The organism is Methylobacterium tardum, from assembly GCF_023546765.1.
In the GTDB taxonomy this organism is placed as follows: domain Bacteria; phylum Pseudomonadota; class Alphaproteobacteria; order Rhizobiales; family Beijerinckiaceae; genus Methylobacterium; species Methylobacterium tardum.
The window spans coordinates 245798-260671 of record NZ_CP097484.1 but is presented as its reverse complement, the minus strand read 5'-3'; the positions used below and the strand labels follow the sequence as shown (position 1 = coordinate 260671).

The window sequence follows — 14874 nt, the reverse complement described above, 5'->3', positions numbered from 1 at the left end:
GGGCCCGGTCGGCCGGGCGCAGAGCGGCCTTGAGGCGTTGCGGGTGGTATCGGACGTCGTCGGCGACATCCCCGACCTCGCCATGCGTCTCAAGCGGGTGCTGGTCCGCCTCGACGAGACCGGAACCGGCGATGCGCGCCGCCTCGAGCGCTTTGCCCGCAACGAGCGGTATCGGGCGATCTGGTCGACGCTGGCTCTCTGGGGCATCGCGATCGGCGCCCTCGTGATGGCGTTCCGGGGTTCCTGACCCGCACCGGCTCTCGCGCGGCCGTCTGACCGCGATCCTCAGTCTCGCCACGTTGCGAAGGTGCGACTCCTTGAAATTGGGCCGCGCCTCGGTGGCCGGCGCCGCCCGCGTCCGCGTCGGCCAGCATCGGCATGAGGGATCGCAGTTCGCGGGCTAGCTCCCCGAGCCCGGTTGACCCTTTGGCCAGGACACGGTCGGCATGGCCGGCGAGGCGTCGGCGGTCGTCAGCCGTGATGTCCTTGGCGGTGAGCACGACGACCGGAACTTCGCGCCAAACCTCCCGCGCCCGGACCGTGCGGAGGAACGCGAACCCGTCCATCTCGGGCATCATCAGATCCAGCAGGACGAGACAGGGTCGGTCCGCCTCCATCCGGTCAAGGGCGTCCTTGCCGTTCTCCGCCTCGGCGACCGGGAAGCCCTCCCGCCGGAGATAGCCGCAGAGGTGCCCGCGCACGTCCGCCTCATCTTCGACCACCAGGATCGGCCCGTCCTCCGCGACAGTCCGGAAGCGATCAACGATCTGGCGCAGATTGCCCCAATCGATTGGCTTCTGCAGGTAGTCGGTCGCGCCGAGCGAGAAGGCGAGGTTCTGCTCGTCCAGTACCGTCACCATCACGATCGGTGTCGCGCCGATGTCGGGATCGGCGCGAAGGGCCCGCAGCACCGCCCAGCCATCCATCTGCGGCATGGTCACGTCGAGGAGCACGGCCCGCGGACGCAGGCGGCGTGCGAGCTCAAGGCCGCGCCGGCCATCCTCGGCAACCGCCACCGCGAAGCCTTCCCGCTCCAGGAAGCGGGCGAGCAGATCGCGGGTCGCGGAATCGTCGTCGACCACCAGAATCGTCTTGCGATCGTCTGCGGTTTCCGGCCTCCCCTCGGCATGCTCGGCTGCCACACCTTGGAAGAGAACGGGCAGCGTCAGCGTGAAGGTGGTGCCCGCCCGGTCGCGGCTCGCCACATCGATCGAGCCGCCGAGCATCTCGGCGAAGGCGCGGGTGATTGCGAGGCCCAGGCCGGTGCCGCCGAAGCGCCGCGTCGTCGAGGCGTCCGCCTGGGTGAAGCGCTCGAACAGCTTCCCGACCTGCTCCTGCGTCATGCCGATCCCGGTATCGGCGACGGAAAAGCGCAGCGTGTCCCCGATCCGCGCCGCGCTCAGGGTGATCCGGCCATTCTCGGTGAACTTCGCGGCGTTGCTCAGGAGATTGATCAGGCACTGCCGCAGCTTCGTCACGTCCGTATGGGCCATGCCGAGATCGTCCGCGAGATCGAGCGTGAGGCTGTTGCCCTTCTTGGCGATCAGGCCTTCGACCGTTGTGGCGACATCCCGCACCACCGCGGCGACGGCGAAGTCTTCCGCATAGATTTCGACCCGGTCCGCCTCGATCTTCGAGATGTCGAGGACGTCGTTGATCAGCCCGAGCAAGTGCCGCGCATTGGCCTCGATCTTCTTCACGTCGGCAATGAGATCGGCTTCACCGAGGTCGTCCAGCTCCTCCTGCACCATCTCGGCATAGCCGATCACCGCCGAGAGCGGGGTGCGCAGCTCGTGGCTCATGTTGGCCAGGAACTGGCTCTTGGCCGCGTTGGCGGCCTCCGCGGCCGCCCGCGCTGCCTCGATCGCGGCCTCCGCCTCCTTGCGCTCCGTGATGTCGGTGTGGGTACCCACCCACTCGCGCAGGGCACCGTCGGGCTCGAGGATCGGCACGGCCCGCACGCTCATGTGGCGGTAGGCCCCGCTGGCGGCACGGATCCGGTGCTCGGTGGCGTAGGGCTGCAGCGTCGCGACGGCCTCCGACCAAGCCGTGCGCGTGTGCTCGCGATCCTCGGGATGGACGGCATCCAGGAAGCCGAGCCCGGAATAGGCGGCCTCGTCCTGACCGGTGAAGCGCGTCCAGGCGACCTGCCGCCGCTGCAGGTTGCCCTCGGGATTGGCTGTCCAGACGATCGCCGCGCTGGCCTCGATGAGAGAGCGGAAGCGCTCTTCGCTGCGGCGAAGCCGCGTCTCGGCCAGGTGGCGGATGGTCTCGTCGACGACCACGAGGCCGACACCCTCGACCTCCGGACCCGTGCCGTCCGCGGCGCCGCGCAGCGGGTAAAAGCTCATCGAGAACTGGCGCACGCCCCCCGGGGCCGACGGTGTCGGTACAGCCACCGGCACGTTGGGCGAGACCAGGCCCTCGCGGAGAGCCGCGGCGAGCTTCGGCGCGAGTTCCGTGCGCAGGGTCGGGAGTATCGCCCAGATCGGCGCTCCGAGATCCGCCCCGAACCCCCGCTCGCTCATCGTTGCGAGCGCCCGGTTCATGTGCCGGATCTTCAGGTCGCGGTCGAGGAAACCGAGGCCCACCGGTGCATTGGCCAGGACTCCGTCGAGCAGCCGCGACATCCGCAGCGATTCCTGGCGGCGAACCAGCGCGAGCCGCGCCAGCAGGACGATCGCACCGAGCGCCGCCATCCCGGAGAGCAGGAAAAGGATCAGCCCGCGGCGGTGCTCTTGGGCCTGCAAGGTGGCGAGGCGCTGCGCGGAGGCGTCCTGCCGCGTGGCCGCCTCGACGCGGATCGCGTCCATCAGGCGCTTGCCCTCGCCGGTCCGAACCAGCTCGGTCGCCGCCTCAAAACCCTGTTCGCGGCGCGCCGTGATGACCCGGGCCGCGAAGTCGCGCTTCTGCGCGATCAGGCCAGCCAGGGACGGGCCGCCGGCGCGGACCGGCTCCTGCGCTGCCGAGCCGAGACCGGCCAGCTCGGTCTCGATCTTGGTCAGGGCGACCGTGTACGGCGCCAGATAATCCTCGCTGCCGACCAGCACAAAGCCGCGCTCGCCGGTCTCGAGGTCCTTCACCTCGGAGACGAGGCGCTCGACGCCGGCGATGGTGGCATTCGCCCGCGCCGTCGCGGCCCGGTCCGCCTCGCCCGCCAGATAGTTCGCCGTGCCCGTCGCGAGTGCCACCACGAGGAGCGCGAAGGCGGCGGGCGATCCCATCAGCGGGCCGAGCGGGCCGGCGCCGCGCCAATTCCGGCGGCGCAGGCTGAAGATCGAACCGGCTCCCGGCTGGGCGCTCACGTCTCCACCAACCCGGTGCTGGCGCCGGACGCTTCGGAATCGGGCCGGCCATGCGGCAGGGCGAGATATTCTCGGGAGCGCATCTCGATGAGGCGTGAGACGGTCCGATCGAACTCGAACGCCTCGCGGCCGGTTGCGGCGGTGTAGAGGTCCTGCGCCTCGGCCGCCGCCGAGGCCACGAGCTTCACGTGGCGGTCGTAGAGCGTGTCGATCAAGGTGATGAAGCGCTTGGCCTCGTTCCGGTCAGCCTCCTGCATCACCGGGATCCCATCGACGATCACCGTGTGATAGGCCCGGGCCAGCGCCATGTAGTCCGAGGCGCCGAGCGGATTCCGGCAGAGATCGTCGAAGGTGAAGCGCGCGACGCCGCCAGCCTGTTCGGGAATCTCGACCAGGCGCCCGTGCACCGTGACGGTCGCCGGGCGGCCCTGCGCTTTCCCCGTCAATCCTTTGAAGGCCGCATCCAGCGCTGCCCGTGCGGCCGCATCGGCCGGCACATGGTACACGGCCGCGCCGCCAAGCTTCTCCAAGCGGAAATCGGTCCGCGAGTCGAGACGCACCACCTCGACCCGCTCCTTCAAGGTCTCGATGAACGGCAGGAACAGCGCGCGGTTCAGACCGCCCTCGTAAAGCCGGTCGGGCTCGACATTGGACGTCGCCACGACGGTGACACCGCGCCGGAACAGATGGCCGAACAGGCGCCCCAGAATCATCGCGTCCGCGATGTCGGTGACGGTGAACTCGTCGAAGCACAGCAGGGTCGCCTCGTCGGCGAGCTGGTCGGCGACCGGGCCGATGGGATCGTCGCCCTTCACGGTGCCGGCCTTCAGCGCCTGTCGATAGGCGTGGATGCGCTCGTGCGCATCTGCCAGGAAGCCGTGGAAGTGCACCCGCCGCTTCGGCTCCGGCGCCGCCTCATGGAACATGTCCATGAGCATCGTCTTGCCGCGCCCGACCGAGCCCCAGACATACAATCCTTTCAGCGGCTCGGCTTCGTCCTTTCGCCGGAACAGCCATCCCAGAGCGCTGGTCTTGCTGGCGCGTTTGCGCCGCTGAAGGTCGATGACCAAGCGATCGAGGGCGCGGACCAGCCGGGCCTGCGCCGGATCGCGCTCGATCGCCCCGGAAGCGACCATCGCCTCGTAACGCTCGTGGACCGGGCCCGGCGAGACGGCACTGGCCCGCGCCTCCGGAGACGGAGCCTGTTGATTGCCGGATCTGTCGGTCACCGCCCCGGTCCCTCGCAGCTGACTGCGGCGCCGGATCGGCACCCCCATCCGCGTCGATCCACACCGACCCGGGCTATCTTCCTGTGGCGTGCAAGCTCAGCCTGAATCAAGCCCGACGCCGAACAGCGAACGGTGAAGCGTCGCAAAGGGCCTGTGCATGGCAGCCGCGCAAAAGCGCCCATCCGCATCTTGCTGCATTGCACAAACACCAGTGAGATGCGAGATCAGCCCCGTCTCTGGGGAGGAACGTCCGGATCAACCTGCGCACCCGCGCATGACAGACCGGAGACCCATCATGGCCGTTCAGGCGCTCATTGTGCCGGCCTACACCGTCCGGCGCCTCTGGCCGGTCGACCGCGACGCGGTCCTCGATTACTTTCTGCGGCTGGACCCCGACACGCGGGCGAGCCGGTTTATGGGCAACGTCAGCGAGGCTGGCGTGCGGGCATACGCCGCGCAGGCGGTGAACTCCGAAGGCGTCATGTACGGTGCCTTCATGGAGGGTGCTCTGCGCGGCCTGGGCGAGCTTCGGCCCATGGGACCCTGCCCGTCCCGCTACACGCTGAGCCCGCGGGCCGAGGCCGCCTTCGCGGTCGAGCGCGCCTTCCGCCGCCGCGGCATTGGTGCGGCCCTGTTCGCGCGTATCGCCCGATCGGCGCGCCATCACGGCGTGATCGATCTGCACGTGCGGTGCCTGTCGGGCAACGGGCCGATGCTGCGACTGGCGGCGAAGCACGGCGCCGCCCTCCAGCACGAAGGGACCGAGACGGATGGCGCGCTCCATCTGGCGCGTCCCACGCCCTTCTCGCTCTGGTACGAAGGCATCGCGGAAGCCTTCGACTTCACGCTGGCGGTGAGCTTTCCGAACCGGGACCGTGCCTCGGCCTGACCTGCCGCGTGTCGCTCAGCCGGCGGCCTCGCCCACCAGTGCGAAGGTTAGGAGGTCGACCGCCGTCGCCCCGGCGCGCAGAAGCGCCCGGGCGGCGGCATTGCCGGTGGCACCCGTGGTCGTGACGTCATCGATGAGCAGGACTCGGCGGCCGTCGATGCGGTGCCGCGCGTGGCGGGGTACCCGGAATGCGCCGCTGAGGTTCTCGGCCCGCGCCGCACGGCTCAGGCTGACCTGGGAGCGTGTCGCGCGCACTCGTTGCAGCGTCGCCGGCAACACCGGCCGTTGCGCAGAGGCGGCAATGAGTCTTGCGAGAAGCGCGGCTTGGTTGAACCGGCGGCGCCAGAGTCGTCCGTGGTGGAGCGGCACCGGCACGATGCAGTCGGCCTCGGCAATCAACAACCGGCCGCTGGCCGCCATCATCCGCGCCATGACCTTTGCGAGGTCGAGGCGGTCCTCGTATTTCAAGCGGTGCACGAGGCTGCGCGCGACACCCTCGTAGAGGGCAACCGCCCGCGCGCGTGCGAAGACCGGCGGTTCCGCGATGGCCCGTGGCGACAGGAGCGGCCCCACGCCGAGATCGACCGCGAAGGGCGTCCCGTAGCGCTGGCAGACCGGTTCCTCGATTAGGCGGAGGCCCGACCAGCAGGTCGCGCACAAAGCTCCGGAATCGGCGGTGGCGCCGCCGCAACCGGCGCAGGTCGGTGGGTAGACCAATGACAGAGCCCCGCGCGGCAAGCCGCGCAGGGCCGAAGCGACGACGTCGAGCGCCGTCATCCGAAAAAGCGGCGTTCGTCCCGGCTCAGCGAGCCGAGACGGGGCGCGCCTGCGGATCCATCGGCTGCTGATCCTGGCGGGCGCGGGCATTGGCCCGATGGCGTCCGATCGCGCAGCCGGCCGCGGCGCCGACGAGGCCGTGATGGCCGGCGTAATGGCCCGCGATGCCGCCGACGATGGCGCCCTTGATGCATCCCTTGGCCTCGGCGCCGCCCGCGGTGGTGAGAGCCGCGAGGACCATGGCGGTCCCGACGAGCATGCGCTTCATGATCCGTGCTCCATGACAAAACTCGGCCGTTAGGCCCGTTGCAGCAGGAACAGCGACGCTGCCGAGTCGTTCCACCATCCTACTGCGGCTCACGACTCCGTGCGCGGTCTTGCGCGTTTCGTCGTCGGGGCGCTGGCAGGACTGCCCCGCGAGCGCCATCTGCTGCGCGATGGAAGCCCCGTCCGCCCTCTTCGATACCGACCTCGCCCGCCGCCGCCTCGCCCGAGCGCGACAGACCGGTTACGCCGGTTTCCTGCTCGATCGGCTCGCGGAGGATCTGGACGATCGTCTGGGAGCGGTGCTGCGCAGCTTCTCGAGCGTGCTCGATCTCGGGTCGCCGGCGCCGGCTGCAGCGCAGATTCTCAGGGCGCGCTACGGCGAGGCATGGCACCTTCGCCTCGCGCCGCTGCCCGAGGCCGGTGGCGACGTGATCGTGGGTGATCCCGAGATGCTGCCGCTGGCGGCCGGAAGTCTCGATCTCGCGGTCTCGCTGCTGGCGCTCCACGCCGTCAACGACCTGCCCGGCACGCTGATCCAGCTTCGCCGCGCGCTCCGTCCGGACGGTCTCTTTATCGGATGCCTTCTCGGTGGTGCCACCCTCACGGAGCTGCGCCAGAGCTTCGGCCAGGCCGAGAGCGAGATCGAGGGCGGGATCAGCCCCCGGGTCGCACCCTTTGCCGCGGTGCGCGAGGCCGGGGCGCTCCTGCAGCGGGCGGGTTTCGCGCTCCCGGTGGCCGACACCGATACGGTCACGGTGCGGTACGCCGATCCGTTCGGGCTCATGCGCGATCTGCGGTCCATGGGCATGACCAACGTGCTCACCGAGCGCCGACGGACGCCGCTGCGCCGGGCGACCCTTCTGCGGGCCGCGGAGGTCTACGCCGAGCGCTTCTCGGACCCGGACGGCCGGGTGCGCGCGACCTTCGAGGTGCTCTGGCTGTCGGGCTGGGTGCCGCACGAGAGCCAGCAGAAGCCGCTGAGGCCGGGCAGCGCCAAGTCGCGCCTAGCCGACGCCCTCGGAACCATCGAACTGAAGCCCGAAGACGGAAGATCGCCGTGAAGACACCGGGGCCTGACCATCCCATCACGATCACGCCCGAACCGCGACGCGTCCGCGTCATGGTCGGCGGAGTCGCGGTCGCCGATTCGCGCAAGACCCTGCGTCTCGAGGAGGCGCGCTACCCGGCGGTCTACTACGTGCCGCGTGCGGATCTGCGCCTTGAGAGCTTCGTCCCCTCCGCGCGGACGAGCCACTGTCCCTACAAGGGCGACGCGCGGTACTTCGACCTCGTCGTCGGCGAGGACAGGCGGTCCGATGCGGTCTGGAGCTACAAGGATCCCTATCCCGCTGTGGCGGCAATCCGCGACCACGTGGCGTTCTACCCGGATCGCGTCGACGTTATCGCGGTGGAGGATTGATCGGACCGAAGGACCAACTCAGTCTCTGACGAGGTTCCAGAAGGCATGCTTGCGGCCGTGCTCGCGCCGTAGCGCCTCACGATAGGCCTGCGGGTCCGGGCTGATCGCGCCGGGCTCCAAGCGCCCGGCCAGACCGTCCAGTTCCGTGAGGTAGCGCGCCCCGTGAGTGTAGGCCGCGCTGCGCCCAAATTCGAGGATGCCGTCGAGAAGCCGGCGGTACAGGATCGTCGCGGGAAGCGGATGGTCCTGGGCAAGGGCGTCGGCGGCCGGCGCCAGGACGGCGTACTGGTCGCCTTGCCAGACCGTCGGCCGCTCCGTCACCAGCTTCGCGGCGCGGCGCAGATCGGGCCACGCAGCCAGGAAGGCCAGCGCGCGATGGGGCTGCGGGAAAGTCTCGGCATGATCAAGGGCCCGCTGGAGCGCCTCCTCGTCGTCAAAATCCGGAAGCTTGGCCAGAAAGGTGCGTAGCATCGGCGCATCGAGATCACGCTCGAACCGGGCCCAGCGCAGCGCCTGCGCCTCCTCGGTCCGGCCGAGCTTCTCGAGCACCTCGATCTCCAGCGCCTGCCGCTCACGCTCCGGCCCGCGCAGGTCGAAGCCCGCGATCAGATCGGCCCGGGTGGCGATGCGGAGGCCGGGATCCTGCATCCGTCGGATCCAATCGAGCGCCTCGACCGCGCGCCCGGCGTCGAGAAGACGGCGTGCGACCTCGACCCGGTTCTCGCGGCCCGGCAGGATCGCGGTCTCCAGGGCGATGTAGGCATCCGGATCGCCCCGGCGGTCGGCGATGGCCTGGCGCAGGCGCACGATCTGAGCGCGCGCCGCCTCCCGGCGAGAGCTCGCCTCGCTGCGCGGATTGCCGGTTTTCGGAAGAGCCGCAGCCGCCTGCGCGAGGCGGGAATCGATATCGGCGAGTGCGTCCTCGGCGAGCTTGGGCACCATGTCGGCGAGGACGGAACCCAGAGGGCCGAAAGGGTCGTCGCCGAAGGAGGCCACGAGGCTGGCCGCCACTCGGGCGGTATCCTCCGGCGGGAGCCCGGCCGCGATCTCCACGAAGGCGTCGGAGGCCCGCTCGAAGACGCCCTGGATCGTACCGTTGCTGTCATCGACACGGTTCAGGACGGCATCGGCTCCGTCGAGGAAGCGCCTCAGCCGGTCGAGGGCGGCGGCGGGATCGAGCGGACGCAGCTCGTTGAGGATCACCGTCACCGTCGCGTTGAGATCGGCGGTGAAGGTGCGGCGCTTCTGCCAGTCGATATAGGACTGGGCGCCTTCGAGGGCGGTGAGCCGCCGGTCGACGATCGCTGCGACGGCATCCGGTCCTTGCAGCGAAGCGAGGGCCGCGCTCACCAGCTTCTTGAAGGCGGGATTGCGCGCCGTCTCCCCGAGGATCAGCGCGATGAGGCGATCCGGCCCGAGCGCCGCCAGCGTCTCGGGGGTCGGGGTTGTGCGACGCGCGCCCTTCGGCAGGGCGCGCGCCTTCGGAGTCTCGGCGCGCGCCGCCGGCTTCACGGCCCGGGCGCGCGCCACGTCGGTCCCCGTCCGTCAGCAGGATCGCGCATGGCCGCTCGGTCCCGCGAACTTACTCCACGACCTTGGCGCGCGGCCGGTCGTTGCCCTGCGCGGTCTCGTCGTGCCAGCCGCCGGCCTGGTCCTGGTAGCGGATGCCTTCCGTCGAGCCCGGGACCTGCTGCTCCGCCGCCGCCGCCTGAGCCGCCTGCAGCGCCTCCTCGCGGCTGGGGAAGGTTTCGGAGAAGACGTCACCCACCTTGTAGGCGAAGCCGCCGTCGTGTTCGACGATGCGATAGGTAACCTCGGACATTACGCCTCCCGTACGCAGCTGGAATTGCTGTCCGCGAACCCGCCGCAGGCGCCGGGGTTCCAGGCCGCGCGGCTTTCAGCCTCCGATCCGCCCGAAAGTGAGGTTATCGACGCCGGGTCTCCGCCTGCTGACGACGATGATGCCGATACGACAGATCTTCGCGCTCGCCCTCATCCTGGCCGCGCAGCCCGCCGCCGCTGAGGAAGGCTTCCTCGATAAGCTCTTCGGCGGCTCGTCGCGGGGCACGCCGCCGAACCCGTTCGCGTCGAATTATCCGTCCGCGCCGCCGTCGGCCGAGGATGTCCGCGCCGAGCGCCAGCGTCGGGTCACCCGCGGCGAGCGCGGCGGACAGGCCCCTCTGCCCCCGGGGCGCATCCCGGAGGAGTGAGCGGCCTCAGGAATCGCCGACGACACCGGCCGCGTCCTGTGCCTGAAGCACGTCCGGCCGCGGCATCGAGATGATGTTGTAGCCGGCATCGGCGAAGTGGACTTCGCCGGTGACGCCGCCGGAGAGCGGCGAGAGCAGGTAGAGCGCCGAGCCGCCGACATCCTCCAGGCTGACCGTCCGGCGCAGAGGCGCGTGGGCCCGCTGGTGGTTGAACATCAGCCGCGCGTCGGCGATGCCCGCGCCGGCAAGCGTCCGCATCGGCCCGGCCGAGAGCGCGTTCACCCGGATGCCGTCCGGCCCGAGATCGCTCGCGAGATAGCGCACCGACGCCTCCAGCGCGGCCTTGGCGACGCCCATGACGTTGTAGTTCGGCATGACCCGCGTGGCGCCGCCATAGGTCAGGGTCAGCAGCGAGCCGCCGTTGGTCATGCGCTTGGCCGCGCGCTGGGCGATCTCCGTGAAGGAGAAGCACGAGATCGTCATCGTCCGCACGAAATTCTCGCGCGTGGTGACGTCCACGTACCGGCCCTTGAGCTGCGCCTTGTCGGAGAAGCCGATGGCGTGGACCACGAAGTCGAGGCCGCCGTCGAACCGCGCGTCCAGGGCTTCGAAGGTCGCGTCCACGGAGGCCAGGTCCTCCACGTCGCAGGGCAGGACGATGTCCGAATCGAGCTTCGCGGCGAGCGGCGCCACGCGCCGGCCCAGGGCGTCACCCTGGTAGGTGAAGGCGAGCTGAGCGCCCTGGTCGTGGAGAGCCTTGGCTATGCCCCAGGCGATCGAGTGATCGTTGGCGACACCCATGATCAGGCCGCGCCTGCCCGCCATCAAACCCGTCATGCCGACTCACATCTCGAACGAGGACGCCGCCCCGACGACACCGGGACGGGCCACGACCGGAACGACCGAACCGCGACAGCGTGCCTTAGCGCGGCTCGCCGCTCGATCCAAACCGGCCGAGCCCCGCGAGCGGCCAAAAAAAGCCCCGCCGTTCGGGCGGGGCGTTCACGAGGTGCTGGATGGGCTCAGAAATGCCCGTCCGTTTCGGACTGCGCCTCTTCGATCAGGGTCTGCCGGCGTAGATCGCGGCGCAACCGGCGATCACCAGCCCACCTAAAGTTCCGAAGATGAAGGTCCCCATCGCCACCATCGCCTCTCAACATCCGGTAAACGCCGCTCTCGAGCGGCGGTTCCGGATGCCGCTCTGTCAGGCGTCGACGTGCTTGAGGACCAGCGTCGCGTTGGTGCCGCCGAAGCCGAACGAGTTGGTCAGCACGTGACCGAGCTTGGCGTCGTCCCGGCGCTTGCGCAGGATCGGCATGTCGGCGAAGGCGGGATCGAGCTCGTCGATATGCGCGCTCTCGCAGATGAAACCGTTGTTCATCATCAGCAGGCTGTAGATCGCTTCCTGCACGCCGGTCGCTCCGAGCGAATGGCCGGTCAGCGACTTGGTGGCCGAGATCGGCGGGCAGGCCTCGCCGCGGCCGAACACCTCGCGGATCGCCTCGATCTCCTTGTCGTCGCCCACGGGCGTCGAGGTGGCGTGCGGGTTGATGTAGTCGATCCGCGCCCCCTTCAGCCCGTCCAGGGCCTGACGCATGCAGCGCACGGCGCCCTCCCCTGACGGCGCGACCATGTCGTGCCCATCCGAGGTGGCGCCGTAGCCTGCCACTTCGCCGTAGATTCGCGCGCCGCGGGCCTTGGCGTGTTCCAGCTCCTCAAGCACCAGCACGCCGGCGCCGCCCGCGATGACGAAGCCGTCGCGGTTGGCGTCGTAGGCACGCGACGCGCGGGCGGGCGTATCGTTGTACTTCGACGACATCGCGCCCATCGCGTCGAACAGCACCGACAGGGTCCAGTCGAGATCCTCGCAGCCGCCAGCGAAGATGATGTCCTGCCGGCCACCCTGGATGATCTCGGCAGCATTGCCGATGCAGTGGTTCGACGTCGCGCAGGCGGACGAGATCGAGTAGTTCACGCCGCGGATCTTGAACCACGTCGCCAGCGTCGCCGAAGCGGTCGGCGACATCGCCTTGGGAACGGCGAACGGGCCGATGCGCTTCGGGCCCTTCTCGCGGGCCGTCGCAGCGGCCTCGGCGATCACGCGGGTCGAGGGGCCGCCAGAGCCCATGATGATGCCGGTGCGCTCGTTCGAGATGTCGCCCTGATCCAAGCCCGCATCCTGGATCGCCTGATCCATGGCGACGTGATTCCAGGCGGTGCCGCCGCCGTGGAAGCGCATGGCGCGCCGGTCCACCACGCCCTCCGGATCGAGGGTCGGCGCCCCGGAGACCTGACTCCGGAAGCCGTGCTCGGCGTAGCTGGCGTCACGCGCGATGCCCGAGCGGGCCTCGCGCAGGGAGGCGAGCACCTCCTGCGTGTTGTTGCCGATGGATGAGACGATGCCCATCCCGGTGATGACGACGCGGCGCATGATGGTGACACTACCTCCGTCGCGGCTTCGGTTGCCCGTGCCGCGTTCCGGTCAGCTAAGGTGACGCGGACACAATCTCAACAGCCGAAAGCGCTCGGCGTTGCAGCCGAGCCGTAAACCGCAGCCTCGCGGAGCCTGCTCAGCTCTGGAACAGGCCGACCCGCATGTCCTGCACTTGGTAGACGCGCTCGCCATCGGCTTCGAGCCAGCCGTCGCCGATCCCGAGCACGAGCTTGCCCTGCCGGACGCGCTTCACGTCGACGTTGTAGACCACCCTCTTGATCGACGGCAGCACCTGCCCGGCGAGCTTGACCTCGCCTACCCCGAGGGCGCGGCCGCGGCCGGGCGAGCCGAGCCATCCGAGGTGGAAGCCGAGCATCTGCCACAGCGCGTCGAGGCCCAGGCAGCCCGGCATCACCGGATCGCCCTGGAAGTGGCAGGGGAAGAACCAGAGGTCGGGTCGGATATCGAGCTCGGCCGTGACGTGCCCCTTGCCGTGGGCGCCGCCATCGGTCGCGATCGACGTGATCCGGTCGAACATCAGCATCGGCGGCAGCGGCAGCTGCGCGTTGCCCGGTCCGAAGAGTTCACCGCGCCCGCAGGCCAGAAGATCCTCGTAGGAATAGTGCGACCGGCGGTTCGCGCTCTGCACGGGTGTCTCGGCGTCTGGCGGCATGTAGGCGGCTGTTTCCTCGGATCTGTCGGACGATGCGCGCCCGGTCGTTCGGCGCGCGGGTTAGCACGGGGCGACGCACCGTTAAAGTCATCAACCGCCCCGGCAGGGGTGCGGCGACGCTCGGGTTGCGACAGCCTGACCACTTCAATATACTAAATGGAAGTCCGTTCCTTCAGGCCCCCAGTCGAGCGTTCAGTCCAGCGATGTCCGAATCGGTGCCATTCCAGGCCGTCTTCAACGGCCGGGTCCCAGCCCCCCAGCTGGAGCCCAACGGGACTCCGCGCCGCGGCTGCCCGCTGTCCGACCTGCGCGACCGCCTGCGTCGCGCCGGCCTGAGGCCGACGCGGCAGCGTCTGTCCCTGGGCTGGCTGCTGTTCGGCCGGGGTGACCGCCACCTGACGGCTGAGATGCTCTACGACGAGGCCATGCGCGCCAAGGTGCCGGTGTCGCTGGCGACCGTCTACAACACGCTGCACCAATTCACCGAGGCCGGGCTTCTGCGCCAGCTCGCGCTCGACGGGTCGAAGGCCTATTTCGACACGAACCCGAGCGAGCATCACCACTTCTATCTCGAGGACGAGAGCCAGGTGATCGACATGCCGGATTGCGGCATCACGGTCGACTCGCTTCCCGAGGCGCCCGAGGGCATGGAGATTGCCGGCGTCGAGGTCATCGTCCGCCTGCGCCGTAGCCGGCCGGCCGGTCGCCGCCAGAGCTGAACGGAGGTTGCGCCGTTGGTCTTCGGCGCGTCCTTCTCCGGCGGTCATTCGACGGCCGTTCAATCGCCGCGTCATTCCGGGTCGCCGTAGGCGAGCCCGAAATCCTGAGCCGCCGACGCGTGCAAGACTTTGAGCGACCTGTGTTTATGGATCCCGGATTCCGCTGCGCGGCCCCGGGATGACGCGGTGCTGACGGGCGAGCGCCGGGTTTCGAGAAATCGGCGGTCGTCGCGTCCGGAACGAGACCGCCCGCACTCGCCTGAAAACCCCTACTCCACCACTTCGTTCGGGTAGACGCCCCAGAGGCGGTTCTGCCGGATGTAGCCGTCCACATCCCGCTTGTTCGGGAGGGCGACGATCAGGCGGCACCATGTCCCGGTGCAGTTCTTCACGCTGCCGATTACGCCGGTCTGAAGCCGTGCCGCGTCCTCGGCGCCGTCATCGGCGCGGGTGCGCAGCGAGACGGCCGCCTTCTCGGCCCCCTTGTCGGGGCCGGCATTGACGATGGCGGTGCGCCGTCCCGAGAGCAGCGAGTGCAGCACCCAGCCCTCGGTCCCTTCCGAATCCCGGATCCGGCGCCACGTCTCGAATTCGCCGACGATCTCTACCGGCAATCCGGCGCGCTGGAACACCCACAGGGTGCGGTGATCCTTGGACGGACCCTCGCGGAGGTTGACGCGATCGGTCTTGAGGCTCGCGTAGCGCGGCAGCGGCAGCTTGGTGACCGGCCCGACGCCCGCCTCGGGCGGGGCGGATGGCGCGGCCACGGTGACGGTCGCGGGACTGCCCAACAGCAGCGCCGCGACGGCGAAGGTGAGGCGTGACACGCGCATGGTCCAATCCCGCTCCGGACGTGACGATGGTGGGCGCCGGCCATGCCACGTGCGGACGCGTTCGGCATGCGGGACGCGTTCGGCAAGCGGGCCGGGCCGGCTTCCGATTGTGTTCCGG

General features: G+C 69.6%; 15 protein-coding genes. 5 read left to right on the top strand and 10 right to left on the bottom strand.

Translation table 11 applies throughout. The annotated features are described in order from the left end of the window. Window positions 1–89 precede the first annotated feature (89 nt). Window positions 90–3305: a response regulator gene (locus M6G65_RS01275; protein ID WP_250103470.1), complete on the bottom strand. Its 3216-nt coding sequence runs from the start codon at window positions 3303–3305 to the stop codon at window positions 90–92. Continuing rightward, a complete protein-coding gene (gene zapE / locus M6G65_RS01270) occupies window positions 3302–4534 on the bottom strand; it encodes a cell division protein ZapE (protein ID WP_238198579.1) in 1233 nt (410 codons plus the stop codon). Before zapE ends, M6G65_RS01275 begins: the two co-directional genes overlap by 4 nt. A 295-nt stretch (window positions 4535–4829) precedes the next feature. On the opposite strand from zapE, the gene M6G65_RS01265 reads away from it, so the two are divergent. Then, on the top strand, window positions 4830–5423 hold the full coding sequence (locus M6G65_RS01265) for a GNAT family N-acetyltransferase (protein ID WP_238198581.1): 594 nt from the start codon (window positions 4830–4832) through the stop codon (window positions 5421–5423). Window positions 5424–5438: 15 nt separating this feature from the next. Here the strand turns inward: M6G65_RS01265 and M6G65_RS01260 are convergent, their stop codons facing one another. Both M6G65_RS01260 and M6G65_RS01255 read right to left on the bottom strand, forming a co-directional pair. Further along, complete coding sequence (locus M6G65_RS01260; RefSeq protein WP_238198583.1) at window positions 5439–6200, bottom strand: ComF family protein; 762 nt, start codon at window positions 6198–6200, stop codon at window positions 5439–5441. Window positions 6201–6225: 25 nt separating this feature from the next. After that, window positions 6226–6468 carry a hypothetical protein gene (locus M6G65_RS01255; RefSeq protein ID WP_192707088.1) on the bottom strand — a complete coding sequence of 81 codons (243 nt, stop codon included), beginning with the start codon at window positions 6466–6468 and terminating at the stop codon, window positions 6226–6228. 169 nt (window positions 6469–6637) lie between these two features. Here M6G65_RS01255 and M6G65_RS01250 point away from each other — a divergent pair, with 169 nt between their 5' ends. Next, the gene (locus tag M6G65_RS01250) at window positions 6638–7528 is read left to right on the top strand and encodes a methyltransferase domain-containing protein (protein WP_238198585.1); all 891 of its coding nucleotides are present in this window, start codon (window positions 6638–6640) and stop codon (window positions 7526–7528) included. After that, a complete protein-coding gene (locus M6G65_RS01245; protein ID WP_238198587.1) occupies window positions 7525–7887 on the top strand; it encodes a DUF427 domain-containing protein in 363 nt (120 codons plus the stop codon). Before M6G65_RS01250 ends, M6G65_RS01245 begins: the two co-directional genes overlap by 4 nt. A gap of 18 nt (window positions 7888–7905) precedes the next feature. Here M6G65_RS01245 and M6G65_RS01240 read toward each other — a convergent pair whose 3' ends face one another. Together M6G65_RS01240 and M6G65_RS01235 are read right to left on the bottom strand one after the other, a co-directional pair. Continuing rightward, on the bottom strand, window positions 7906–9417 hold the full coding sequence (locus tag M6G65_RS01240) for a DUF6880 family protein (RefSeq protein WP_238198589.1): 1512 nt from the start codon (window positions 9415–9417) through the stop codon (window positions 7906–7908). Between the two features lie 52 nt (window positions 9418–9469). Beyond that, the gene (locus M6G65_RS01235; RefSeq protein ID WP_192707085.1) at window positions 9470–9709 is read right to left on the bottom strand and encodes a hypothetical protein; all 240 of its coding nucleotides are present in this window, start codon (window positions 9707–9709) and stop codon (window positions 9470–9472) included. Between the two features lie 136 nt (window positions 9710–9845). On the opposite strand from M6G65_RS01235, the gene M6G65_RS01230 reads away from it, so the two are divergent. After that, on the top strand, window positions 9846–10097 hold the full coding sequence (locus M6G65_RS01230; protein ID WP_238198591.1) for a hypothetical protein: 252 nt from the start codon (window positions 9846–9848) through the stop codon (window positions 10095–10097). A gap of 6 nt (window positions 10098–10103) precedes the next feature. On the opposite strand, the gene fabI is transcribed toward M6G65_RS01230, so the two are convergent. From fabI to fabA, 3 genes are all read right to left on the bottom strand, one after another. Next, window positions 10104–10934: an enoyl-ACP reductase FabI gene (gene fabI, locus M6G65_RS01225; RefSeq protein ID WP_250103469.1), complete on the bottom strand. Its 831-nt coding sequence runs from the start codon at window positions 10932–10934 to the stop codon at window positions 10104–10106. Window positions 10935–11301: 367 nt separating this feature from the next. Continuing rightward, a complete protein-coding gene (fabB, locus tag M6G65_RS01220; RefSeq protein ID WP_250103468.1) occupies window positions 11302–12528 on the bottom strand; it encodes a beta-ketoacyl-ACP synthase I in 1227 nt (408 codons plus the stop codon). A 139-nt stretch (window positions 12529–12667) separates the two neighbouring features. After that, window positions 12668–13204: a 3-hydroxyacyl-[acyl-carrier-protein] dehydratase FabA gene (gene fabA, locus M6G65_RS01215; protein ID WP_238198593.1), complete on the bottom strand. Its 537-nt coding sequence runs from the start codon at window positions 13202–13204 to the stop codon at window positions 12668–12670. 203 nt (window positions 13205–13407) lie between these two features. Between fabA and irr the strand changes: the two genes are divergently transcribed. Continuing rightward, a complete protein-coding gene (gene irr, locus M6G65_RS01210; protein WP_238198595.1) occupies window positions 13408–13923 on the top strand; it encodes a Fur family transcriptional regulator Irr in 516 nt (171 codons plus the stop codon). 269 nt (window positions 13924–14192) lie between these two features. Here irr and M6G65_RS01205 read toward each other — a convergent pair whose 3' ends face one another. Continuing rightward, entirely contained in the window at window positions 14193–14756 is a 564-nt protein-coding gene (locus tag M6G65_RS01205) for an SH3 domain-containing protein (protein ID WP_238198597.1), read from the bottom strand. Window positions 14757–14874 lie beyond the last annotated feature (118 nt).